This window comes from Curtobacterium sp. NPDC089991 (genome assembly GCF_044748425.1).
Lineage (GTDB): Bacteria > Actinomycetota > Actinomycetes > Actinomycetales > Microbacteriaceae > Curtobacterium.
Genome location: NZ_JBIVGB010000004.1, coordinates 164997 through 188115 on the forward strand (window position 1 = coordinate 164997; position 23119 = coordinate 188115).

Genomic DNA, 23119 nt, shown 5'->3' on the forward strand with positions numbered 1-23119 from the left:
GTGGTGCGGACCCGTCAGGTGACGACACCGTCCACGTAGAACCATCGTCCCTGCTCGCGGACGAACGCGCTCGTCTCCTCGAGCGTCCCGCGGTCGTCGTCGGTACGCCACCACGCGCGGAACGCGACCGTGCCCTGGGAGTCGAACGGGCCTCCCGAGGTCGTCGTCAGGATGTCCAACCGGGTCCAGCGCTGGGACGCGTCCAACTCGAGGGCTGCCGGACGGGTGCGCGGGTGCCAGGTGAGCAGCAGGTACTCCGGCAGTCCCAGGGCGAACGCGCTGAAGCGTGAGCGCATCAGGCGCTCCGCGGTCGGCGCGGCCGCGCCGCGGTGCAGGGGGCCGCAGCACTCGCCGTAGGGGTTGCCGCTCAGGCAGGGGCAGCGCGTCTCGTCGGTGACCACGCCGGAACGCTAGTCGACGATCGACAGCGCGACGGTGATGTTGCCGCGGGTGGCGTTCGAGTACGGGCAGATCTCGTGCGCACGCTCGGCCAGGCGCTGGCGCTGCTCCTGCGGGGCGGCCGGTGCGTAGACGTCGAGCTCGACCGCCAGGCCGAAGGTGCCGTTGCCGGCGCCGCCGATGCCGACCTCGGCGGAGACCTCGGCGCCGGTGGTGTCGAGGTCGAGTTCCTTGCCCGCGGCGTGCAGCGCACCGAGGAAGCACGCGGCGTACCCGGCGGCGAACAGCTGCTCGGGGTTGGTGCCCTCGCCGCTGCCGCCCATCTCCTTCGGCGGTCGGGTGTCCAGGTCGAGCCGGTCGTCCTCGCTGCGGACGTGCCCGTCGCGGCCGCCTCCGGTGGCGTGGGCGGCTGCGGTGTAGACGATGTCGAGACTCATGGAGCCGAGGTCATCGCGCCCACCTGGACGTGTGCTGCGCGTGCCCGGGGTGCCGGGGCCGGGCGCCAGCGCGTGCCCGCGCCGCCGGGCGTGTCCGCGGCGCGCGTGCCCACACCGCCGAGTGAGCAGAACACGACGGGTCACATCACCGCACCCGTCGTCTTCTGCTCACTCGATGCACCGCCGACCCGGCCCACGACACCCCGAACCCGGTAGACATGACACGTGTTCAAGATCGGGTGGCAGGTGTACCGGGAGCGACTGCCCGAGGTCATCGGTGAGCGCATCCGCCGACGCATGGTGGTCGTCGGCGCGATCGTCGCGGCGACCGCGTTCGTCGTGCTGCTGTTCGTCGGCGTGCTCCTGGACCGCCTGGACGACCCCGTTCCCGGTCCCGCCGGTGTCGTCGTCGCGGTCGTGGTGGCCGCCGGCTTCGGGTGCTTCGGCGCATCGCTGACGCCGGTCGGTCCGAAGGGATGGGCCGTCCCACCGATCCCGGGCATCGGCTGGCGCACGCAAGAGGCCATCGCCCGTTACTACGGCAGGAACCCTCCGGCGGTGGACCCGCAGCACCGCGATGCCGTGCTCCACGGTCTGCTGGAGAGCCGCGACCAGATCGTCCGCTTCGCCACCCGTTCGTTCCTGCAGTTCGCCAGCTGGGTGGGTCTCGTCCTCGGCACGGTGGTCTTCGTCCTCACGTTCCCCGTCGACGCCGACCGGATGATCGTGTTCCTCGGTGTGTGGTCCATGTGGCTCGTCTTCTCGAGCGGCACGGGCGTTATGGGGATCCGCACCCTCGGCCGCCAGGAGCAGTTGCGCGTCGAGGCCGAGGCCCTCCCGCCCGTCCCGCCGGCACCGCCCGCCCGCGGCCGGCCCGGCACCCCGAAGGGCAGCAAGCTCTCGCTGCCGGGCGACTGAGCCGTGTTCGCACTCGGTTGGCGGATCTTCTTCCGGCACGTCGACGACGTGTTGGACCCACGTCGTGTCCGCCGCGCAGCAGCGTGGTCCGGCGCAGCGGCCGTGGTCGCGTTGGTCGGCATGCTCGCCCTGGAGGCCCGGCTCGGCTGGACGGCACAGCCTCCGCTCCGCAGCGTGGCGGCCATCGTGCTGCTGGCGGCCGGCGTGGGCCTGCTCACGTTCGCGTGCTTCTCGACGCGGCGCCCGCCGGACCCTTCGGCGACGATCAACGGGCGGCAGGTGCGGGCCTCGTGGCAGAACTCGGTGCGGACCTCGGTGCAGCCGTACCTGCAGCGGCGACCATGCCCCGTTGCACCCGAGGACCGCGAGGCGGTCCGCACCGACACGGTCCTGCTCCGCCGCGGCCTGATCGGGACGCTCGCCCGCGTCACCCCGCTGCTGGGGGCAGGGGTCGCCGCCGTCGGTGCCGGCCCGTTGCTCGACGTCGCGCCCTGGTGGCCCGTGGTGTCCGTCGGGCTCTACGTCCTCGTGCTGCCCGAGTACGTCGTCCGCCTCGGCCGCTCCGAACGCGCCCGGGTCGCCGCCGAGGCCGCCGAGCCGCTCGAGGTCCCCGCCGGCCCGACTTCGTGAGCAGAAATGGTCGGGTCCAGTGACGGGACCCGACCATTTCTGCTCACGAAGCGGGATACGGGGCAGGGGAACGACACCGCCCGCGCGACTGTCGGGGGCACGGGGCACACTGGGCGCATGTGTGGAAGGTTCGTCGTCTCCGACACCACGGCCGATCTGTTGCCCGAGCTCCTCGGTGAGCTCGCCGGCCGGACCGAGCACGTCGACCAGGACACCGGCGTCGTGGGGACCGGCCTGGTGCCGAGCTGGAACGTCGCCCCGACCGACCCCGTGTCCGCGGTGCGCCAACGGCACGGTGAACGCGAGCTGCCGCAGATCAGCTGGGGCTTCGTGCCGAGTTGGGCGAAGGACTTCCAGAAGCAGCGTCCGAAGCCGATCAACGCCCGCATCGAGACGGTCGCGACGAGCGGCATGTTCAAGCGGGCCTTCGCGACGAACCGGTGCATCGTGCCGGCGCAGGGCTACTACGAGTGGGTGGTGCGCGAGGACGGCAAGGAGCCGCACTTCGTGCACGAGCCCGGCGGTGCCCTGGCGATGGCCGGGGTCGTGAGTGCCTGGCCGGACCCGACCAAGCCCGAGGGTGACCCGGACAAGTGGCGGCTGTCGCTGGCGATCATCACCCGCGACGCCCACGTGGCCCCGGGTGAGGTGCACGACCGGATGCCGGCGTTCCTGACGCCCGACGGCTACGACGACTGGCTCGGCGGCGGCACCGGTGGCGCCGGGGGCCTCGGCACCGACGACCTGCTGGCCCTGCTCGACCACGAGTCGCTGACGGTCGCGGCCGGCCTGGAGCAGTACGAGGTCGCCCGCACCGTGAACAGCGTGAAGAACGACGGCCCGCAGCTCATCGAACCGGTGGCGTAGCCAGCGAGACGCCGCCCTACTCGACGCTCGGGCGCACCCACAGTTCGGCGATCTGGGAGTCCCGCGGGGCGTCGATCACGAACCGCACGGCCGAGGCGACGGTCGACGGTTCGCTTCGCACCACGTCGGGGTCGGCCGGACCGTACCGATCGCCGGTGTGCGCGAGCGGGGTGTCGGTCGGTCCCGGCGCGACGGTGCTCACCCGGATCCCGTCGGCGCTGACCTGCTGGCGGAGCCCGTCGGTGACGGCCTGCAGCGCGTGCTTCGACGCGGAGTACACGGTGCTGTTCGGCACGGCCCGTCGCGCGGCACCCGAGCTGATCACGACGACCGACCCGGCGGCCCGGCGCAGGTGTGGCAGGAACACCCGGCTGAGCTCGGCCGGCGCGATGACGTTGGTGGCGAAGGCGCGCTGCCAGTCCTCGGCGCGGGCGTCCTCGACACGCAGGCGTTCGACGATCGCTGCGTTGTGCACCAGGACGTCGAGCTCCGGTACCGAGTCGGCGAAGGCCGGGAACCCGGCGGCGTCGGTCAGGTCGAGCTGCACGGCGGTGACGTGGTCGAGCGCCCCGACCTCGTCGAGCCGCACGCGGTCACGCCCGACGGCGATCACCTCGTGGGTCCGGCGGAGCTCCTCGACGACGGCGCGTCCGATGCCGCTGGTCCCACCGGTCACGATCGCGGTGGGTCGGCCGGGTGCGGTGGGTCGGTCGCTCATCCTCCGAGGCTAGCGAGCGGCGGAGCCGCACCGCCCCGCGTGACGGCGTGCGTCGGACGCGACCACGGCACGACGACGGGAGGCCCGGATCACGTGCGCCTGTCGGCTGACGTGATCCGGGCCTCCCGGTCGACCGCGGTGGTTACGGACGCGCGCTGCGTCGGATCCCCGGGGTGGCTGCGATGCCCGCCGCGATGCGGCGACGCGTCACGAGCAGCACGCCGGCCAGGAGCAGTGCGATCGCCGCGAGGCCGAGGCCGACGAGGCCGGTCGCGCCGGTGAAGGCGAGCTCCGCGGTGTGGACCGCTGCCGCGATGCCGGTCGGGTAGGTGACCGTGATGGTCGCCGTCACCGTCTGGCCGTTGCTGTCCGTCACCGTGTACCCGATGAAGGTGGTGCCGGTGTGGCCCTTCGCCGGGGTGAAGACGACCTTGCCGTCGCGGACGGTCCAGGTGCCCTCGTGGCTGACGACGACGCGGTCGGACTGCTTGCCCGTCTCCGGGTCGATCAGGTGCACGGTGCCCGTCTCGAAGGTGGCGCCGCCCGAGGCGGAGTCGTTGTCGAGCGGGTCGATCGTGACCTGGTGCCCGACGGTCCCGGTGGCGGAGTCGTCCTTCGCGACCGCGGCGGCGACGACCGTCATCGTGGCGGTGGCGGTGGTGGTCTGCCCCGAGGCGTCCGTCACCGTGTAGGTGAAGGTGTCCGTGCCGGTGAAGCCGGCGGCCGGGGTGTAGACGTACGCGCCGGAGGGCTGGACCGTCACCGTGCCGTGGGCTGGCCCCCGGTCCAGCGCTGCGGTGAGGCGGGTGCCCTGGTCGTTGGTGAGCAGACCGTGGGCGGCGTCGCGGGCGATCGGCGTGCCGGCGATGGTGTGGCCGGCGTCCTTCGTCGCGTCGATGCCGACGGTGACGGTGACCGTGGCGTCGACCTGCTGACCCGAGCCGTCCTGTGCCCGGTAGGTCACGGTGTCGGTGCCGGAGAAGCCCTTCGCCGGGGTGTAGACGAACGTGCCGTCCGCGGCGATCGAGACCGTGCCGTGCCCCGCCTTGCCGGAGGTCACGACCGTCAGGTCACTGCCGTGGTCGTTGCCGAGCACGCCGGGGCCGGCGACGGTGATCGACTTGCCGGCCTTCGTGGCTGCCTTGTCGTTCGTCGCCGTCGGGGTGACGGTGATCGTCACGAGGCCGGTCGCGGTGTTGCCGTCGTGGTCGATCGCCGTGTAGGTGAAGGTGTCGATGCCCGACCAGTCGTGCTCCGGCGTGTAGACGTACGAGCCGTCCTTCGCCAGCGCCACGGTGCCGTGTGCCGGCTTGCGGTCGAGCTTCGCCCACAGGTCGGTGCCCTCGTCGTCGGCGAGGACGCCCGTGCCGACGGTCGCGGTCACGGTGCCGTTGGTGGCGGTGCGGCCGGTGTCGGGGGTCGCCATGGTGCCGACCAGGACGGTGACGGTCGCCGTCGTGGTCTGGCCGGAGCCGTCCGTGACGGTGTACGTGAACGTGTCCGTGCCGGAGAAGCCCTTCTTCGGCAGGTAGACGAGCGACCCGGGCTCGGTGCCCTTGGTCACGGTGCCGTGCGCGGCGTCGCCGTGGCCGGTGACCGTGAGCGTCGTGCCGTGGTCGTTGGCGGTCAGCGTCGTGCCGGCGATCGCCAGCGCGGTGCCGGCGCTGGTGCGCACGGTGTCCGCGACGGCGACGGGCTTGACCGTCACCGTGACGGTCGCCGTCGCGGTGCCGCCGGTCGGGTCGGTCACCGTGTAGGTGAACGTGTCCGTGCCGGAGAAGCGGTCGGCCGGCGTGTACGTGACGGTGCCGGTGCCGGTGTTGCCGGTTCCGGCTCCGCCTCCGGTGATCGCGGCCTCGCCGTGACCGGGCTTGGTGACCGCGGTGACGGTGAGCTTCGTGCCGGAGTCGTTGCCCGTGACCACGACGTCGACCGGGGTCGAGGCGGTGGTGGTCGCGGTGTCGGCGACGGCCTTCGGGGCGACGACGATCGTCACGGTGCCGGTGGTCGTGCCGCCGGAGCCGTCGGTGACGGTGTAGTCGAACGAGTCCGGGCCGGAGTAGCCGGGCTTCGGCGTGTAGGTGTAGCCGCCGTCCTTGTCGACGACGACGTCACCGTGCGACGGGTCGGTGTTGTCCGTGACGTGCAGGTCGGTGCCGGTGGCGCCGTCGAGCACACCCTTGTCGGCCGGGACGGTGATGGAACCGTCGGCGTCGGTGGTCGTGGAGCCACCCGCCGTGACGGGGGTGACCCGGACGGAGACGGTGCCGGTGTTCGTGAGGCCGTTGCGGTCGGTGACCGTGTACGTGAACTCGTCGGTGCCGGAGAAGCCCGGCTTCGGCGTGTAGGTGACGGTGCCGTCGTCGTTCCGGACTGCGGTGCCGTTCGTGCCGCTCTTGCCGACGGGGATGTCGAGCACGGACAGCCCGGTGCCGTGGTCGTTGCCGGTCAGTTCGGCCGAGGTGACCGTCTTGCTGCCGCCTGCCTTGACCGTGATCTCGTCCGGCTCGGTGCCGGGCTCGACCGTGATGGTCACGACACCCGTGGCCGTCCCGCCGGAGGGGTCCTTCACCGTGTAGGTGAAGGTGTCCGTGCCCGAGAAGCCGTCCTTCGGGGTGTACGTGTACGACCCGTCCTCCGCCAGCTCGAGGTCGCCGTTCGCGGGCTCGAGGTCGACCGTGGCGGTGAGCTTCGTGCCCTCGTCGTTCGCGAGCACGCCCGTGCGGTCGTCGCCGTCCCCGCCCACGGTCAGCGTGGTGCCAGCGGTGGCCGTCGCGGTGTCCGGGGTGGCCATCGGGCCGACGACGACGGTGATCGTGCCGGTCGTGGTCTGGCCGGAGTCGTCCCGCACCGTGTAGGTGACGGTGTCGGTGCCCGAGAAGCCGGGCTTCGGCGTGTACGTGATCGTGCCGGTGGCCGGGTCGATCGCGACGTCGCCGTGCGTCGTGCCGTCGTCGTCCGGCACAGCGGCCGCGTCGGTGACGGTCAGCTTCGTTCCCTTGTCGTTGCCGGTGAGCGTCTCCGGCGCGATGGTCAGCGTCTCGCCGGACTTCGTCGCCACCGTGTCGCCGTTCGCGACCGGCTTGACGGTGACGGTGACCGTCGCCGGGCCGGTGGTGACCTTAGAGCCGTCGGTCACGGTGTAGGTGAACGAGTCGGTGCCGGAGAAGTCACCCGTCGGCGTGTACTCGACGGTGCCGTCCTCGGCCACCACGGCGGTGCCGTTCGCCGGACCGGTGACGATCGTGGTGACCAGGTCCGAGCCGCGGTCGTTGTGCTGCACGTCGACGTTCACCGGGGTGCCGGCGCTCGTCGTCGTGGTGTCGTTCGCGATCGTCGGGTTGACCGTGATGGTCACCGTGGCGGTCGTCGGCGCACCGGCGGTGTCCGTCGCGGTGTACCGGAACGAGTCCGTGCCCGAGAAGCCGTCGGCCGGCGTGTAGGTGATCGCACCGGTCGCCTTGTCGAGGGTGAGCTCGCCGTGCGCGGGCTTCGTGTTCGACGAGATCGTCAGGCCGGTGCCGAGGTCGTTGCCCAGGACGCCGGTGGCGCGGGTGTCGGCGGTGTACGTGGTGCCGGCGGCGACGCGGACGGTGTCGTCCTTCGCCAGCGGGGCGACGTTCACGGTCACGGTCACGGTGTCGGTCCCCCCGGTGCCGTCGGTGACGGTGTACGTGAAGGAGTCGGGGCCGGAGTAGCCGGTCGTGGGCGTGTAGGTGTAGCTGCCGTCCTTCGCGACGACGACGTCACCGTGAGCGGGCTTGGTGTTGCCGGTGACCGTCAGGTCCGAGCCGAGGTCGTTGGCGAGCAGGCCGGGGGCGGTGCCGGGGGTGGTGGCCCCCGCCGTCGCGGTGATCGTGTCGGCGACCGCGGTCGGCAGCACCGTGATGGTGACCGTGCCGGAGATCTCCGCGCCGTCGCCGTCCTTCGCCGTGTAGGTGAAGGAGTCCGGGCCGGAGTAGCCGGCGGTCGGGGTGTACGAGTACGAGCCGTCCTTCTCGACGGTCAGGTCACCGTGGGCGGGCTTCGTGTTGCCCGTGACCGTCAGGCCGGTGCCGTGGTCGTTCGCGAGCAGACCCGTCTTGGCGTCCGCCGTCACGGTCTGACCGGCGTGCACGCTGAACGCGTCGTCGGTGCCCGCCGGGGCGACGGTGATCGTCACGGTGCTGGTCGACGTCTGGCCGGACGAGTCCTTCGCCGTGTACTGGAAGGTGTCCGTGCCCGAGAAGCCGTCGGCCGGCGTGTACGTGTACGAGCCGTCGGGCTGCACGGTCGCGGTGCCGTGGGCGGGCGTGGTGTTCGACACGACGGACAGGCCGGTGCCGCTGTCGTTCGCCAACACGCCCTTCGCGGGCACGGTGAGCTTCGTGCCGTTCGGCGTGTTGCCGGTGTCCGAGGTCGTGGTGACGTGGACGGCCTTGAGCGTGTTGGTGAAGGTCACCATGACGTCGGTGCCGTCGGCGGTCGTGGCGGCGGGGAACGTGAAGGTGCCCGTGTTCCCGGTGCCCTTCGCGATGACCGCGCTGGTGGTCTGGTTGAGCGCCACCCACGACGTGTCGTAGTTCGCCAGGTCGGTGGTGCCCGAGGCGGTCTGCGTGACCGTGTAGTCCTTGTTCGGCGTGCTCAGGACGGCGCCGGCGCGCTGCGACTGGGTGCCGGTGCTCTGGCCGGTCGTCGTCGCCGAGGTGCCGCTCTTGGTGGGGTCGATGCCGCCGCCGGTGATGGCGAGGCCGAACTGGTCGCCCGTGTTCCAGCGCTTGTCGACGCTCGACTCACCGGTGACGGTGTCGGCGTAGTTGCAGCTGGCCAGGTCGCTGGCGGCGTAGTTGCCGACGATCGGGAAGCTGCGGACCTGCGCACCCGAGGTGGGGTCGAGCTGGTAGATCGTGGTCGTGGAGACGCTGTTCGCGGTCACGGTGTTCGACACGTACAGGTAGCCGTCGGACGAGAACGCGATGCCCGGGCTGCTGGTGCCTGCCGGCAGGGTCGCGATCGCGGAGGTGGTCATGACCGTGCTGCCCGAGGTGCTCGGGACCTCGTCGGTGTTGACGCGGTAGACCGTGTCGGCCGCCACGACGAAGAACAGGCCGCGCGAGCTGAACGCGAAGTCACCGTTGCCGGACTTCAGACCGTTGATCTGTCCAACCTGGCCGAGGTACGTCTTGGTCGCCGGGTCGTATGCACCCAGCCAGCCGGTGTTGTCGCCGTAGTAGTAGATGCCGTTCTTCGGGTTGACTGCACCGCGGATCACGGTCCGCGTCTTGTCCGTGGCGATCGGGTCCGACGCGGTCCCGGTCTTCGGGTCGTACTGCCGGAGCGTGGCGCTGACGTTGTTCGACGCGGCGAACATCGACAGGCCCTCACGTGAGATGCCGAGGCCGTTGTTCGCGCCGGTGCCGAGGTTCGTGACGTCGGCGGTCGTGCCCTTGGAGTCGCCCGTGGTGATGTCCACCGCGACGACCTTGCCCGTGCCGTCGATGGCGTAGAGCGTGTTCTGGTCGCACACCAGCGCACCGTTCGAGATCGCGGTGACGGCCGAGGCGGGCTCAGCGGCGATGACCGCCGTGGTCGTCGAGAGACCGGCGCCGACGAGCAGCGCAGCGCCGAACATGGCGACGGTTCGGACGCCGAAGCGGCGTCGAGGCACAGCGGTGCCCTGGTTTCCAGGCAGCATGATCACTTTCGGGTCGAGACGATGCGGGCGCTGATCAACAGCCGTCGGTTCAGGGAGAACGGTCGTTGGCGCCGGGTCGATACTGGCAGGTCTCGATACCGAAGTGGGGACGGAACGGGTCCCCAATAGGGGGGACCACTCGTTGTGGGGGTAGGCGCGTCACAGGCCCACGTCACCCGCTCGGGGCACAGCAAAACCCCACCGGGATCCGGTGGGGTTTCAGGGGTTCGAGCGTGGTCCGGATCAGGCGGTGGCGCGGATCACGTCGGGCAGCAGCACGTGCAGCCGTTCGGCCAGACGGCCCTTGGCCTCGTCGAGGGAGCGGAAGTCCCCCACGTACTCGCCGAACGTGTCGGCGACGAAGAAGTGCGTGCCCTGCCGGTCGACGGTGCCGCCGTAGTACCCGCCGTAGTTGGCGACCCAGAGCCCGGTGTCGGGCTGCGCCCAGCTGATGCGGACGCGAGCCGGCGCGGTGTCGGCGACGACCTGCGCCTCGATCTCGGCGATGACCTCGATCGTCCGGGTGTCCAGCGTCACTTCGGTCTGCTGGTGGTGATCGGCGGTCATGCTCATGGTGGTGCTCCTTCGGGCTGTGCTGCGTGCTGCGTGCTGCGTGCTGGTGCTGCGGGCGTCGCGGACGCCGATGGTGCGTGGTGGGACGGGCGCCGGCGGTGCGGTGGCGCCGATGACGCCTACTCGACCGGTCGGATGACCGACGGGAGCATGACGTGGAGCTGGTCCTCGAGCTTGGTCTGCGCTTCTTCCAGCGATGCGAACTCACCGACGACCAGGCCGAAGGTGTCCGAGGCGACGAAGCGGCCGTCGCGCTTGTCGACGCTGCCACCGAAGTACCCGCCGTAGCCGGCGATCCACTCGCCCTGGTCTTCCTGCACCCAGGTGACCTTGGCGCGGGTCGGACGCGTCGAGGTCGCCGCGTCGGCTTCGAGGATCGCGATGGTGTCGACCGTGTCGGTGTCGAGGGTGACCTCGGCCTGCGTCGCGTTGTTGACGGTGATGCTCATGTCGCTCTCCTTCACGATCCGGGGTACATCTGCTGACACCAGAACGCTACGAGAACCACGGCCCGAACCGCCAGCGATGCCCGTTGATTCACGGGTTCCGTCAATGCGACCCATCGGCGTCCCCCGGGTTTCCGGGGTGGTGTGACGTCTTTCCGGGGTACACGCGTCAGATCGGGGTACTCGTTTTCCGGACCTCCGAGATGCGTCACGGAATGACGGAGACGCCCATCCGGGAGGCCCGACTCACTACCGTCGGTCGGGTGACCTCCGACAGTCCCCACGATCCAGGGCGCGCCCCGGCCACCGGCCGCAGCCGTCGGGTCGCGACGTGGCTCGCCGCCGCCTACGGCGTCGCGGTGGTGCTCGTCGGGTTCTGGGGTTCACCCGTCGACGCGGTAGCCGGTCCGACGCTCGACCGGGTGATCGCGATCGCCCATCGCCACGGGGCCCCCGGCTGGTTCGGCTACGGCACGATCGAGTCGCTGTCGAACGTGGTCTTCTTCGTCCCGCTCGGGTTGCTCGTGGTGCTGCTCGCAGGAGCGCGGTGGTGGTGGGCCGGTGCGGCCGCGGGCCTGGTCGTCAGCGTCGGCATCGAGACCGGCCAGGCGCTCTTCCTACCCGCGCGCACCGCGTCACTGGCCGATGTCCTGGCGAACGGTCTGGGTGCGGTTCTGGGCGCGCTGCTCGGGGTGCTGGTGCTGTCGTGGGCGGCGCACCGACGGCGTCGCTGACACCCGGACACGACGAAGCCCCCGGAGCGATGCGCTCCGGGGGCTTCGTTCAGTGGCTCGAGACTCAGACGGACTCGCGCTGACGACGGACCGAGGTGCGGACCAGCAGCAGGCCACCACCGAGCACGACGGCGCCGCCGGCGACCCAGATCGCGAGCATCGAGATCGTGGAACCGGTGAAGGCGAGCTCGCCGTTGCCGTTGGTGCCGGCAGCAGCGGCCGGGACGACGGCGGTGCCGTCGGCCGGGACGACCGTCAGGGCCGAGGTGGCCACGTTGCCCGAGGTGGCGCCGGTCGCGGTGAGCGAGTAGGTGCCCGACGCGCCCTGCGGCAGCGTGACGGAGACCGCAGCGGCACCGGTCGACGACGCCGTGTAGGTCTTGGAGACGGTGGTGATGGGCAGCGCGCCCAGCGTGACGGCGCCAGCACCGGTCACGGAGACGGAGACCGTCTCGTTGGCGACGAACGAACCGGCGGCGAAGCCGACGGTCGCGGTGCCACCGGAAACGGCTGAACCCGAGACGCTGACGTTCGACGCGGGCACGTAGCCGGCGGCGTTGGCAGCGGACGGAACGGCAACGAACGCAGCAGCAGCCAGGACGACCGCAGCGATGATCTTCTTCATGGATGTGTCCCCTAGACCCTGATGTCTCCGCTCGTGGACCCTGATGTCTCCGGCGGATTGAAGTGCGATCAGCCCCCCGTACTTGCAGGCGCGATGGCGAAGTTCGCTCAATCTACCGGGGATTCACAGCTGGTGACCAGGGGTTGCGTAACCGAGTGGTGAACTCCGGGGGTCGACATCGCGTCGACCGGCGTTCGCCCCTGGTCCGGACCACCGAGGTACTGGACCCGGATCGTCGAGCTTTTCCCTGGTGAGAGGGTGGTCTGGAACTGCGCGACGGGATGGTCGCCGTCCGTCGCCGTCTGCGGGGACGCAGTCTTGCCATCCTGAGTGGATGTGACGTACACCCCTGAAGAGGGGGCGTAGACGGCGACGTTTGTCCGAACTGCGCCGGGCGCCACGCCGAACGCTCCGGCCCCGGTGACGTACTCCGGCAGGCTCGTCGCCGCGTCCGCCGGGGCAGTGCTCGTCAACGTGACCTCGACCGTCCACGTCGGTCGACCGTCCTTCCGGCACACTTCACTGCCGACCGAGACGGTCTTCTCGAGGTAGTAGTCCATCTTCGCGCCGGTGGCGTCGTTCAGGTAGACGCCGAACCGCTGCGAGCTCGCGTCGCTCGTCGGCAGACCACCCGCGATGGCGGTCCCGGTGAGCTCCGACTGCTCGCTCTTGTCGGCGCTCCAGAGCTTGACCCGCCCTTCGTCAACGCCGGTCGTCAACGCCGCGATGAACTCCTTCGGGTCGAAGCCGCCCTCGGACACCTTCGTGAACACCGCGCTTGCCGCGGACGCGAAGAACAGGTCCTGTACCGCCGGGTCCGGGTACTTGGCGTACGCATCGCTGAGCAGCAGCTGCACCGCGTTGTCCGACGTCAACTCGTCACCGGTGGCGAGCTTCACCGGTCCGGTCGCCTTCAGGATGTAGCCGAGCGTCACGGGGTCGATCGACAGCACGCCGTCGACCCGCTGCCCGAACTGCCGCTTCCACATCTCCCGGGCGAGCTTCGCCGAGGTGTCGAACCGCGGCGTCAGAGTCACGTCCTGGATGAACTCCCCCGTGATCGAGCCGTACAGGCCCTGCGTCTCCGTGGTCAGCGGCAGCACTGGCTCGTCGGCCTGCGGGAAGTCCGACGTCGACGCTTGCTGGCCCAGCGAGATCGCACCGTCCTTGACGTCCAGCAGCGCCACCGCTCCGGGGATCCCCCCGCCGGCACGCAGCTCCGCGTTGTTCTGGAAGAGCACGAGGTACTGCTTCGCGCCACCGTCGCCGAGCATCGCCGGCGCCAGCTGCACCACCTTGTCCGCGACTGCCGCCTGTTCCGAAACAGACGCCAAGGAGGCCCGGAGCTGGTTCACGGCGTCCGTCACCGCCGACACGGTGTCACCGGTGTCGATCTGGTCGGCCGCGCTGGTCGCCTTGCTGAGCGCGGTGGTCGCCTTCGCGACCGCCGGCTGCGCCGCCACGAGCGGCTGCAGGTCGATCTTGCCGTCCTCGGGTTTGAACGCGTCGACGTCCACGTCGCCCAGGACCCCGGCGACCGGACGGACGGCGTCACTCGCCACGTCGTCCACGATCGCGGACACCTGGCGGACGGCGCGGAGATTGCCCCCGATGAACGGCGTGTGCTCGAAGACGGCCCACACCGGGTCACTCGTCTTCGCCCGGGCGTCGGCGGCACTCGACTCGAGCTGCACCGCCGTGCGCTGTGCAGCTGCGGTGTCGCTCTTCGCCAACTGCGACCGCAGGGTGTCGACGTGTGCGACGGACGACTCGAGGTCCTGCTTCGCCAGCGCCCCGCGGATCGTCACCCAGGCGACCGCGGCGATCACGAGCAGGACGATGAAGAGGACGCCCCACAGGAGCCAGCGGCGTTGCGCGCGTCGGGAGGTCGGCGCGTCAGACATGGTGCTCATCTTAGGAAGCCAGCAAGTCGAACTCGCGGGTTCGTCGGCGCACCCTCATGGGCCGTCCGGTCTGACCGTTCGGCTGCGGAGTCCCCGGACGACCCCGCGAACGACCGCTCGGGCTGCCGGAGGGTTGCGGGTGATCAGCCCACCCGCCATCGCGAGACGTGCGAGCATCCACAACCAGACCCGGATCGGATGGTACGTCTTGCCGAAGACGACGACCGACCGCGAAGCTTCTTCGTAGGCAATCGTCGATCGAGCGCCCGCGTCGTAGCCGCCCGGAGAGACCGTGCCACCCCTCCCATGTCGGACGATGACGTCCTCGGCCACGCGGAACACATTCCGTTCCCCTTGCCGGCCGAGTCGCTCGACGAACTCGATCTCTTCGCAGTACAAGAACAGTTGTTCATCGAGGAGACCGAACTGCTCGAAGCTCCGAGCCCTCGCAAGGAAGGCAGCGCCGAAGAAGGTCGGGGTGAACCGTCGTCCGAGAGGCGCTTCGAGCACCCCACGACCGACCAGGAGGTCGAAGCCCGGGCGACGCAACACGGCCTCCCGGCCGCTCAGTGTCTCGGCGAGCGCTGGCGACACGACGTGCGCACTCGACCCCACCAGCTCCTCGACCAGCGAGCGGACCGTGCCTGGCGCCAGATCGACATCGGGGTTCAGCACCAGGACGTACTCGTGTCCTGAGATGATGGCCGCGCGGATCCCGACGTTGTTGCCTCCGGCGTACCCGAGGTTCCGCTCGGGTCGAACGACGACGACACGTTCGCTGAGGTCGTCGAGTGGGAACACCTCGTGTCGCTGCTCGCTCGCGGAGTTGTCAACGATCGTGACGCTCACGACGTCTGGATCGAACGCCACCGACCGCGCCGCCGCGACGGCGGCGACTTCCGACCGGTACGAGACGATGACGACAGCGACCGCGCTCACAGCGCCCCCATGGCAGACCGAGCTCGGGTATCCCAGTTGTTCTGGTCCACGAAGAACCGGACGTCCGTCTGGGTGCGACCTGGAGCGCCCTTGCTCGCCAGGACCGCACTGACGAAGGGCTCCGTTCCGGCGACCCGTGAGATGTCCGAGCCGAAGTGGGCGAGCTCTGGGTAGTCGGAGCACACGACTGGGCGCCCCGAGACGACGTACTCGTACACCTTGACGGGGTCGACGCCGAGGACGAGTGGAGTTATCTCGAATGGCATCACCAGGACGTCACTCGTCGCCATGAGCGACAAGACTTCGGCATGCGGCCTCGGGCCGATCGCCACAAGTCGCGGATGGCTCGGGACCTGCACGTCGGCCGGACCCACGAGTTCCACTCGGACATCAGGGGCAGCATCGAGCAGGGCGAGGACGTCCTCGAACCGGAACCATTCCGAGACCGTGCCGATGTACCGCACTGCGCCGGCCTCGACCGCACCGGGCGCCGCGAACACCGACTCTGCGCTCGTTCGATCGAGGGCGTTCCTCACGACCCGGGTCTTCGTCCCCGGGTGCGTCGAGTCGATGTCGTCTGCGATGGCCGCACTCGAGCACCACACGACTTCGGCCGCCGCCCTCAGCCGGTGCTCTGCATCGATGTCCGCTTGGGTCGCGTCGGAGAACTCGCGGTTGAGATCCATGCAGTCGTAGACGATCCGCACCCGCGCGGCACGGAGCACCCGGACGAGGCGCTGGTGTCTCGCGTGGGTGACAACGACAACGTGCGGCCGCCAGAGCACGAGGAGAAGCAGGGCGGACACCGCACTCAGTAGAGCGTCTGCTGCCTTGAGCCGCTCGCGGAGACGCTGCGGGACGAGGGGCAGGTGCCGTACAGGCACGGAAAGGCGCTGGTCCCTGACCAACCGACCGCGCTTGACGAACAGCGAGTCGAAGAAGGCGATGTCAACGCCCTCAATGCGGCCGAGCGCCTCACTCAGGAAGTGCGGGCGCTGCTTGATCCACCGGCTGCTCACGTGTGACACATAGGCGATCCTCACGATGCCCCCTCGTACATCTCGCTGATACGGCTCGCGATGTTCGACCACGCGTACGACCGCTCGACGAAGTGCCTCGCCTCGTCCGCCATGCCGAGCCGCGCTTCGACAGGGAGCGCGACGAGGTGCGACACCGCCTTGGCCAGCTCGAGTGGCGAACGCGGAGGAACGAGCACGCCGGTGTGGTCATTCACGAGCTCGGGAAGCCCTCCGACGTCGGACGCGACGAGCGGAAGTCCGCTCGCCATCGCCTCCAACGCAGAGAGGCTGGTTGCTTCCAGGAGCGACGGGATGACGCACACGTCCGCCGCGCGGAGGTAGCTCGCCATTCCCGTGGCGTCGACCGAATCGACGACCGCGACACTGCACCGTGCGTGCGCGAGGAGCCCCCGGACCTCCTGTGCGTACTCGGGGAAGTCCGACTCACCGGCCCCCACGAACACCACGGCGACCTCGGTCGGCCACTCCGGCAGCGTGATCGCCTCGGCGGCGAAGACCACCCCCTTGCTCGGAGCCCAACGACGGGGAACGATGCATACGGTCTCCGCCGCAGGAATGCCCAGTTCGTTGTGGAGATCCTGGCGCTCGACGCCACTTGCCGGCCGGAAGGTCATCACGTCGACGCCGTTGGGGACGTAGCGGATCGGACACCGCACGGCCGCTTGGTCTGCGAGCTCCTGCGATGGCCCCGTCGCTGCTTGGAACGGCGTTGTGAGCCACCTCGTGATCCACCGTCCAACCACGGGGATCCGACGCAGGATGAGGAACTCTCCGAGGTGGTTCGTCCAGACCTGCCGAACACCGGTGCGACGGAGCCGTCGCGCGATGACGGCACTCGTGACGAAGTCGTGGTGGTGGATGACGTCGAATCGCTTCTCCAAGTCCACACCTTGCAGCGTCCGACCGATCCGCCGACCGATCTGGACGCGAGCGAGGAAGTTCGAGAGGAACCGACCACTTCCGGTGCTTCGTCGGGTCCGCGCGCGCCCCTCGGTCGCGGTCGTGTGGGGATCTATGACCCACAGTTCGGGTCCATCGACCGAAAGCTGGCTCGCGCCCGGGCTGGTTCGCCCTACCGTGACCGCGTGGCCGGCCGCCTCGAGCTCCTTGGCCAGGTTGAAGACGTGCAGCTCGACACCGCCCCGGGTCCGGTCGACGTAGCTGTTCGTCAGCATCAGGATTCGCATTGCGCCTTCTTCAGATCTGCGTGAGGAGAACGGCCATGAGGACGAGACCAACAGCGGCAGTCGAGGCCATCACGGCCGGGCGGTCAAGGCCGAGAGCCGGCTCGGCGCGCCGGAGGAGTAGAGAGGTGATCAGCGCTCGTGATGCGGTCCCGAGCGCGATCGCAGCACCTGCGGCCTCCCAGCCGTACGTCACGACCAGCAGGAAGCAGCTTCCTGATGCGATGACCACGCCGACGGTCGTCCCGACCGACACCGCCCCGGACCGCCCGAGCCACATCAGTGCCGCTGCTCTGTTGTCGGCGAGCGCTTGGAACGAACCGGCACTGAGCGAGACGAGGACGGCGCCCCGGACCGCGTCGGCGTCGTACGTGGGCGGAAGCCAGAAGGGGAGGAACACGAAGACGAAGAACACGACTGCGGCCGCGACGGCCACGAGCACTGCTTGGATCCGAACGAGGTTCCGGTTGAGCAAGCTCCTCAGCTCCGACGCAGTCGCCGCTGCTTGAGCCCGGGTGGACCAGTGCGCGTCGAGAGAAGCCCCGATGGTGGTCACTCCACCGATCAGCAACGAGGCGTACTGGAACCCCGCGAGTCCGACCGGACCGGTGATCAGCCCGACGATGATCCTCGCAAGGAGAAGAGTGGCGACCGCAAGCACGAGGTGCGGCACGAGACCGAGCGACTGCAGGCCGATTCGCAGAGCGCGGCCCTGCGTGTCCACGTCAGGCTGCCGGTTCACGAGTGGCACGACCACGACCGTGCCCAGGACCAAGGCGACGACGTAGACGATGAGACCGGCGTCGAGGGAACCGGTGATCCCGGCGACCATGGAGAGCAGGAGCAGTGACAGGAACTGCGACCAGATCGTCACCGCGGCGTACAAACCGGCTCTGTTCAGGCCACGGATCACCCCGAGCCCCAGGATCGAGCAACCGGTTGCCGCGACAACTGCCGACACTCGAAGGACCGAACTGCCAGGCGCACACACCAGGCCGATGACGCTGAGCGCCGCGACCGCGATCAGGACAACGAGCAGCAATCGAACGAGACGGCCGTCGGCCCCACCGGCCCTCACGGGCTCCCTCGCCAGACGGTTCGCGACGTGCAGATGCGCGCCGAGCGTGACGACCGGCGCCAGGATGCTGCTGACCGCGAGGACCCCAGACAGCTGACCGACGGGAGCCGGTGGCAGGAGCCGGCCGAGGAGCGGCCACACGAGGAGCGTGGTCCCCACGACCGCGATCGGTCCAGCCTGGAAGAAGGCGAAGCGCATTCGTTGCGAGCTAATGAAGCGGTCTCCCCACAGCGATGACAGCCGGTGTTCGACGCCGTCCGAGAAACACGTGACCGATGCATGCGCAGATCACCAACAACCCGAACGTGAACGTCAGGTTGATCAGGAGGTAGGCGCCGTTGCCGTTCATCAGGAACAGGCGAATGCCGTACACCAGCACGCCAGCACCCACGGTGAGCAACGGACCCCGTGCCTGTCGCAGACGAACGACTGCCGACCGCCAGACGACCCCGAGCGCGAGGAGGACGAGGACGCAAGCGAGGACCGGCATGCTGTAGAGCAGGTAGACGGGTCCACCCACTGTCACCGGCACGAGGAAGGCCCCTCGCTGAATCGGCGTCCCTGTTACGACCGAGGAGACCAGCTCGTCGAAGGAGTACCCCTCTGGGGCAGTCCCCAGGTAACGGCCAAAGAGCACGCCGAGGTCACGCAACAGCACTGAGGTGTGGTCTGAGATCCCCACTGGGCGAGCGGTCAGCGCTGTGTACCCGGCGATGATCGCGTCGCTCGTCGATCGCCGTATCACGTAGGCGATACCGGCGTCCGAACCGGCGAGCGTCTGGTATTTCGAGCCGACGTACGTGACGTACCCGACGGCCACCACTGCCCCGGCGGCGAACCCGGCAAGCTGCTTGAGCCCGAGGCGTCCGTACCGGATCGCCAGCCCGAGAGCGGTGATGATGAGCACCTCGATGAGGCCGCCCTTGAATCCGAGGAAGACCTGGGTCACGGCGAACAGGACCCAAAGGGTCACCGCGGAGCGTTTCGAGGAATCCCGGATGGTTGCCAGGCCGATCAACGCCGCGATCGGCAGAGCGTAGAGGACCGCACGGCTCGGAAATCCCCCGAGCCCACTCGAACCGATGTCGAACCGGCTCGTCTCGACGCTGCTGCTCAGCAGCGGGATGCCGACGGCGGAGAAGTGCAACACCGCGAGCACCCCCAGGACCAAGATGCAACCGCGGAGGAATGCGGGAAGCCACGCCGGCTCGTCCGGCTCCCCAACCAGACCTCGAGAACCAATGCGACTAGCGAGGAACACCCCACCGGCGAATACGAGCGGCGCGAGCAGCACAACAGCCGTCCCGCGCACCGGCCCACGGTCTTGCACGAGCAGTGCGAAACCGACAGTCGGCAGGATCCACTGCGCAAGCATGATCACGGTGACACCGAAGGTGGCAGCACGGGTCACGGTCGCGGGGGCCCGTCGCGGATCCACTACGGAACGATCCGCAACGGTCTGACGTGGCAACAGGTCCCCTTCCGCGGCAGACCTGGCCAGTCCCGCGCTCGGTCATTCTGCCACGAAGATCCATCCGAACAGGGGTCTTTCGGCCTTTAGAATCTCGCTTGGGGGCACACGAGCTCCCCACGTCGCTCGGAGATCAACTTGAACATCATGCCGATCTATGGCACCCGCCCAGAAGCCATCAAGTTTGCGCCGATCGTCAAAGCCCTCCAGTCGCACCCGACCTTGGTCTCGCACGTCACAGTGACCGGTCAGCATCGGGAGATGCTCGACCAGGTGAACGAGGTCTTCGGGATCGTCCCGGACACCGACCTGGCGATCTTGAAGCCGCGCCAGACGCTGGTCGACATCACCACGGCCACGATGCGCGGGCTCGACGTCCTGTTCACCTCTGAGAAGCCCGACGCGGTGATGGTGCAGGGAGACACATCCACCGCCTTCGCTGCGGGTCTCACTGCGTTCTACCACCAGATCCCCGTCGTGCACCTCGAGGCCGGGCTCCGGAGCCATGATCTACGCCTCCCGTTCCCCGAGGAGGGAAACCGGAAGCTCCTGACCCAGATCACTTCGCTCCACCTCGCTCCGACACCACACAGCCGCCAGAACCTCCTGAACGAAGGCGTGGCCGCTGACACGATCGTCGTCACGGGGAACAGCGTCATTGATGCTCTCCTCGAAGCACGTTCCCGCGATCACGTCTCGTTCTCCGACCCTGCGTTGGAGGAAGCGATCAAGACCGATCGGAGGATCCTCCTGGTCACGTCGCATCGGCGGGAGAACCTCGGCGGAGGGATGGAGCAGATCGCCTCGGCACTCAGGACTTTGGCGATCACCCACCCAAATCTCCTCATCATCCTTCCGGTCCACAAGAACCCTGCTGTCCGCGAAGCCCTTTTGCCTGCACTGCAGTCGTTGCCGAACGTTCTGATCACGGAGCCAGTCGGGTACGGCGAATTCGTCTACTTGCTCGATGCGTGCTCGATCGTGCTCACCGATTCCGGTGGCATCCAAGAAGAGGCGCCCGCACTGGGAAAGCCGGTGCTCGTGATGCGCGACTCCACTGAGCGGCCGGAGGCGGTCGACTTCGGTGTCGTCAAGCTCGTCGGGACCGACGCGTCGGAGATCGTCCGTTCGGTGGGCGATCTGCTGGGGTCAGAAGACGCGTACGCGGAGATGTCGCAGGCGGTGAATCCGTACGGTGACGGCCGAGCGACCGAACGCACGATCGCGGCTCTGGAGGCGCTCGCAGAAGGCCGTCCGGTCACGACCGTCGCTGACTTCGCGCCGGCCACGAGCGCGTAAGCGCCCGGTCTAGTGGGCGTCACCGCCCGGCTGCAGAACTGCCTTCACCGTTCGCCAGAGGATGACGAGATCACCGGTCATCGACCAGTTCTCGACGTAGTACAGGTCAAGCCGGATGGCATCTTCCCATCCAAGTGAGGACCGGCCTCCGACTTGCCACAGCCCACTCATGCCGGGCTTCAAGAGCAGTCGCCGTCGCGCGGCATCGTCGTACATCGCGACTTCGCCTTCACGCTGGGGACGAGGTCCGACAAGGCTCATCGATCCCTTCAGGACGTTGAACAGCTGGGGGAACTCGTCCAGCGAGTGCCTGCGCAAGAAACGCCCAATCGATGTCACCCGGGGGTCGTTCTCGACCTTGAACAGAGGCTGGTCCGACGTCCCCTGCCGCGCGAGCAACGCCGCGAGCTCGTCGTCGGCGTTGACACGCATCGAGCGAAACTTGAGCATGCGGAATGGCTCACCGTTCTGACCAATTCGCTCCTGCCGGTACAAGACCGGCCCCGCACTCGTCAGTTTGACTAGGAGAGCGAGCACGAGCAACACCGGCGACAACAGCGTGACGAGCAGCGCCGAACCAACGACGTCGAAGGTGCGCTTGAGCAGATGCGTCGACCCTTCGTAGCGAGGCATCTCAACGTGGATCAGAGGCAGGCCGGCAACCGGTCGCGTGTGGATACGAGGCCCATTGATCTGCGTCAGGCTCGGCGCCACGATGAGGTGCTGTCGGCCGCCGTCAAGACCCCAACTGAGTTCTCGGACGGCCTGGGCTCCGAGTTCCTCGGAACTCGTAACGGCGACGGTGTCGGCGCCGCTCGAGTTGAGAGCCGCCAATGCGTCGGGGATACGGCCCACGATCGGGACGTTCATGCCAGCGAGCGTTTCCCCGATGACTCCGTCGGGGACACACGCCGCGACCACCCGGTAGCCCTCCTCCGGATGTCGCGCGAGTTCCCCCGCGAGGTGTTCGACGCTCGATCGAGAACCAACCAGGAGCACCTGGGCGGAGAATCGACCGCTGTGCCGCTGGGCATTGAGCCATTGCCGCCAGATCCACCGGCTCAACATCAGGACGAGGATCCCGAGGGGAAATGCGATGAAGATGTAACCGCGAGCGAGGTCGATCTTGAACACGTACGCGACGATCGCGACGAAGGCGAAGAGACGGATCGAGGCGTCGACGATTCGCCGGTACTCCGCTGATCCGGTCCCCACGTACCGGTGGTCACGAGTGTCGTAGATCGCGAGGACCACGAGCCAGGCCACGATGATCGCAAGTGAGACTGCGGTGTACCCGATGGCCAGGTCCGCGACGCTGCCGCTGACTGCCGCGCTGTCGAAACCGAACCACGCGATCTGCACGCCGAAGACGACCCAGATGAGCACGAGGATGTCGGTGATCACGAGCCGACGCGCGTAGTTCTTCGCCCAGGGCACCGCGGCGGTGGTCTGTCGACTGGTGAGGGTCACCATGAGGCGCCACCATCGCGGGAGACAAATGCTGCTCCGCCTGACCAGAGCCAAACGGCACCACCGACACGCGCGACGGCAAGCCCTCCGTCCGGGTCAGCGTCCGCCGCGCATCCGACGACGGTGGACTTCGTAGCCGGCGTCACACCGACCGCGGGCAGGGACCGGATCTCCGCACCGGCGCACGCGGCAGCACCGACGCGCGCAACGAGGTACGAGTCACCGTCGTCCGCCAGCGATCGAGCGCCGACGAGTGGCACACCGACCCAGTCTCCGTCGCCGGAGCGCCACCGCACCTCATCGGCGCAGACGACCGCGGTGGTGAACTCGCCCTCGTAGGCCTCGATGGGGTCCGCACACGGAGAGTCGACGGTGCCCGTCGACAGGATCAGCCCGTCGGGTCCGACGCCGGCTCCGGCTGCGCCGGCGGCGCCGTCTTTCCAGGACCGACCGTCGTCGACGGACGTTCGGACTGTCGGTTCGCAGTCGTCGCCCGTGCCGATGACGACCGAGACGCTGTCCGTGCCGGCGCGGAGCGCCAGCACTGCGCCCGATCCGGCTCCGAGGCCGACCGGGGTCCACGTCGTTCCGCCGTCCACGGTGTGTTCCAGCACCCCATCGGTTCCGTCACACTCCCCACTGGATGCCCGCCATGCCTGCTGACCGTCGACTGCGGAGAGTAGACGGCGGCCGGGCGGGACCGTCCCTGCGGG

20 protein-coding genes are annotated in these 23119 nt (G+C 69.0%); 5 read left to right on the top strand and 15 right to left on the bottom strand.

From position 1 onward, the window contains the following. Positions 1-14: 14 nt before the first annotated feature. Together ACIPV1_RS12960 and ACIPV1_RS12965 are read right to left on the bottom strand one after the other, a co-directional pair. Positions 15-401, bottom strand: a complete 387-nt coding sequence (locus ACIPV1_RS12960; RefSeq protein ID WP_402726556.1) for a YchJ family protein — start codon at positions 399-401, stop codon at positions 15-17. Positions 402-410: 9 nt separating this feature from the next. Further along, entirely contained in the window at positions 411-836 is a 426-nt protein-coding gene (locus ACIPV1_RS12965) for an organic hydroperoxide resistance protein (protein WP_123293624.1), read from the bottom strand. Positions 837-1061: 225 nt separating this feature from the next. On the opposite strand from ACIPV1_RS12965, the gene ACIPV1_RS12970 reads away from it, so the two are divergent. The 3 genes from ACIPV1_RS12970 (at position 1062) to ACIPV1_RS12980 (ending at position 3251) form a co-directional block, all read left to right on the top strand. Beyond that, positions 1062-1754: a hypothetical protein gene (locus tag ACIPV1_RS12970; protein ID WP_123937500.1), complete on the top strand. Its 693-nt coding sequence runs from the start codon at positions 1062-1064 to the stop codon at positions 1752-1754. 3 nt (positions 1755-1757) lie between these two features. After that, positions 1758-2384: a hypothetical protein gene (locus ACIPV1_RS12975; protein WP_402726557.1), complete on the top strand. Its 627-nt coding sequence runs from the start codon at positions 1758-1760 to the stop codon at positions 2382-2384. Positions 2385-2501: 117 nt separating this feature from the next. Continuing rightward, positions 2502-3251 (top strand): SOS response-associated peptidase, encoded by a 750-nt coding sequence (locus ACIPV1_RS12980; protein ID WP_194648504.1) that lies wholly within the window; start codon positions 2502-2504, stop codon positions 3249-3251. Between the two features lie 16 nt (positions 3252-3267). Here the strand turns inward: ACIPV1_RS12980 and ACIPV1_RS12985 are convergent, their stop codons facing one another. From ACIPV1_RS12985 to ACIPV1_RS13000, 4 genes are all read right to left on the bottom strand, one after another. Next, positions 3268-3969 (bottom strand): SDR family oxidoreductase, encoded by a 702-nt coding sequence (locus tag ACIPV1_RS12985; protein ID WP_111086110.1) that lies wholly within the window; start codon positions 3967-3969, stop codon positions 3268-3270. A gap of 142 nt (positions 3970-4111) precedes the next feature. Beyond that, positions 4112-9580: an Ig-like domain-containing protein gene (locus tag ACIPV1_RS12990; protein WP_402726558.1), complete on the bottom strand. Its 5469-nt coding sequence runs from the start codon at positions 9578-9580 to the stop codon at positions 4112-4114. Positions 9581-9886: 306 nt separating this feature from the next. Next, positions 9887-10216 (bottom strand): hypothetical protein, encoded by a 330-nt coding sequence (locus ACIPV1_RS12995; RefSeq protein ID WP_181437589.1) that lies wholly within the window; start codon positions 10214-10216, stop codon positions 9887-9889. A 119-nt stretch (positions 10217-10335) separates the two neighbouring features. Next, the gene (locus ACIPV1_RS13000) at positions 10336-10665 is read right to left on the bottom strand and encodes a hypothetical protein (protein ID WP_111086112.1); all 330 of its coding nucleotides are present in this window, start codon (positions 10663-10665) and stop codon (positions 10336-10338) included. Positions 10666-10925: 260 nt separating this feature from the next. Here ACIPV1_RS13000 and ACIPV1_RS13005 point away from each other — a divergent pair, with 260 nt between their 5' ends. Further along, entirely contained in the window at positions 10926-11396 is a 471-nt protein-coding gene (locus tag ACIPV1_RS13005; protein WP_402726559.1) for a VanZ family protein, read from the top strand. Positions 11397-11460: 64 nt separating this feature from the next. Here the strand turns inward: ACIPV1_RS13005 and ACIPV1_RS13010 are convergent, their stop codons facing one another. The 7 genes from ACIPV1_RS13010 to ACIPV1_RS13040 form a co-directional block, all read right to left on the bottom strand. After that, positions 11461-12021 (bottom strand): sortase, encoded by a 561-nt coding sequence (locus ACIPV1_RS13010; protein WP_123293616.1) that lies wholly within the window; start codon positions 12019-12021, stop codon positions 11461-11463. A gap of 107 nt (positions 12022-12128) precedes the next feature. Continuing rightward, a complete protein-coding gene (locus ACIPV1_RS13015) occupies positions 12129-13925 on the bottom strand; it encodes a DUF4012 domain-containing protein (protein WP_402726560.1) in 1797 nt (598 codons plus the stop codon). Between the two features lie 54 nt (positions 13926-13979). Further along, entirely contained in the window at positions 13980-14864 is an 885-nt protein-coding gene (locus ACIPV1_RS13020; protein ID WP_402726561.1) for a glycosyltransferase, read from the bottom strand. Continuing rightward, positions 14861-15907 carry a hypothetical protein gene (locus ACIPV1_RS13025; RefSeq protein ID WP_402726562.1) on the bottom strand — a complete coding sequence of 349 codons (1047 nt, stop codon included), beginning with the start codon at positions 15905-15907 and terminating at the stop codon, positions 14861-14863. Before ACIPV1_RS13025 ends, ACIPV1_RS13020 begins: the two co-directional genes overlap by 4 nt. After that, entirely contained in the window at positions 15904-17091 is a 1188-nt protein-coding gene (locus tag ACIPV1_RS13030; protein WP_402726563.1) for a glycosyltransferase family 4 protein, read from the bottom strand. Before ACIPV1_RS13030 ends, ACIPV1_RS13025 begins: the two co-directional genes overlap by 4 nt. A 10-nt stretch (positions 17092-17101) precedes the next feature. After that, on the bottom strand, positions 17102-18325 hold the full coding sequence (locus tag ACIPV1_RS13035; protein ID WP_402726564.1) for a hypothetical protein: 1224 nt from the start codon (positions 18323-18325) through the stop codon (positions 17102-17104). Positions 18326-18374: 49 nt separating this feature from the next. Then, positions 18375-19547, bottom strand: coding sequence for a hypothetical protein (locus ACIPV1_RS13040; protein ID WP_402726565.1), 1173 nt, complete (start codon positions 19545-19547; stop codon positions 18375-18377). A gap of 237 nt (positions 19548-19784) precedes the next feature. Between ACIPV1_RS13040 and wecB the strand changes: the two genes are divergently transcribed. Next, on the top strand, positions 19785-20936 hold the full coding sequence (gene wecB, locus ACIPV1_RS13045; protein WP_402726681.1) for a non-hydrolyzing UDP-N-acetylglucosamine 2-epimerase: 1152 nt from the start codon (positions 19785-19787) through the stop codon (positions 20934-20936). A gap of 9 nt (positions 20937-20945) precedes the next feature. Here wecB and ACIPV1_RS13050 read toward each other — a convergent pair whose 3' ends face one another. Both ACIPV1_RS13050 and ACIPV1_RS13055 read right to left on the bottom strand, forming a co-directional pair. Further along, the gene (locus tag ACIPV1_RS13050) at positions 20946-22409 is read right to left on the bottom strand and encodes a sugar transferase (RefSeq protein WP_402726566.1); all 1464 of its coding nucleotides are present in this window, start codon (positions 22407-22409) and stop codon (positions 20946-20948) included. Continuing rightward, positions 22403-23005, bottom strand: coding sequence for a hypothetical protein (locus ACIPV1_RS13055; protein WP_402726567.1), 603 nt, complete (start codon positions 23003-23005; stop codon positions 22403-22405). Before ACIPV1_RS13055 ends, ACIPV1_RS13050 begins: the two co-directional genes overlap by 7 nt. Between the last annotated feature and the right edge of the window lie 114 nt (positions 23006-23119).

Excerpts from the sequence above, each read along its gene's own strand:
- ACIPV1_RS12965 (WP_123293624.1), bottom strand. The coding sequence starts at position 836 with ATGAGTCTCGACATCGTCTACACCGCAGCCGCCCACGCCACCGGAGGC.
- ACIPV1_RS12980 (WP_194648504.1), top strand. The coding sequence starts at position 2,502 with ATGTGTGGAAGGTTCGTCGTCTCCGACACCACGGCCGATCTGTTGCCC.
- ACIPV1_RS12985 (WP_111086110.1), bottom strand. The coding sequence starts at position 3,969 with ATGAGCGACCGACCCACCGCACCCGGCCGACCCACCGCGATCGTGACC.
- ACIPV1_RS12990 (WP_402726558.1), bottom strand. The coding sequence starts at position 9,580 with ATGTTCGGCGCTGCGCTGCTCGTCGGCGCCGGTCTCTCGACGACCACG.
- ACIPV1_RS12995 (WP_181437589.1), bottom strand. The coding sequence starts at position 10,216 with ATGAGCATGACCGCCGATCACCACCAGCAGACCGAAGTGACGCTGGAC.
- ACIPV1_RS13000 (WP_111086112.1), bottom strand. The coding sequence starts at position 10,665 with ATGAGCATCACCGTCAACAACGCGACGCAGGCCGAGGTCACCCTCGAC.
- ACIPV1_RS13010 (WP_123293616.1), bottom strand. The coding sequence starts at position 12,021 with ATGAAGAAGATCATCGCTGCGGTCGTCCTGGCTGCTGCTGCGTTCGTT.
- ACIPV1_RS13015 (WP_402726560.1), bottom strand. The coding sequence starts at position 13,925 with ATGTCTGACGCGCCGACCTCCCGACGCGCGCAACGCCGCTGGCTCCTG.
- ACIPV1_RS13030 (WP_402726563.1), bottom strand. The coding sequence starts at position 17,091 with ATGCGAATCCTGATGCTGACGAACAGCTACGTCGACCGGACCCGGGGC.
- wecB (WP_402726681.1), top strand. The coding sequence starts at position 19,785 with ATGCCGATCTATGGCACCCGCCCAGAAGCCATCAAGTTTGCGCCGATC.
- ACIPV1_RS13050 (WP_402726566.1), bottom strand. The coding sequence starts at position 22,409 with ATGGTGACCCTCACCAGTCGACAGACCACCGCCGCGGTGCCCTGGGCG.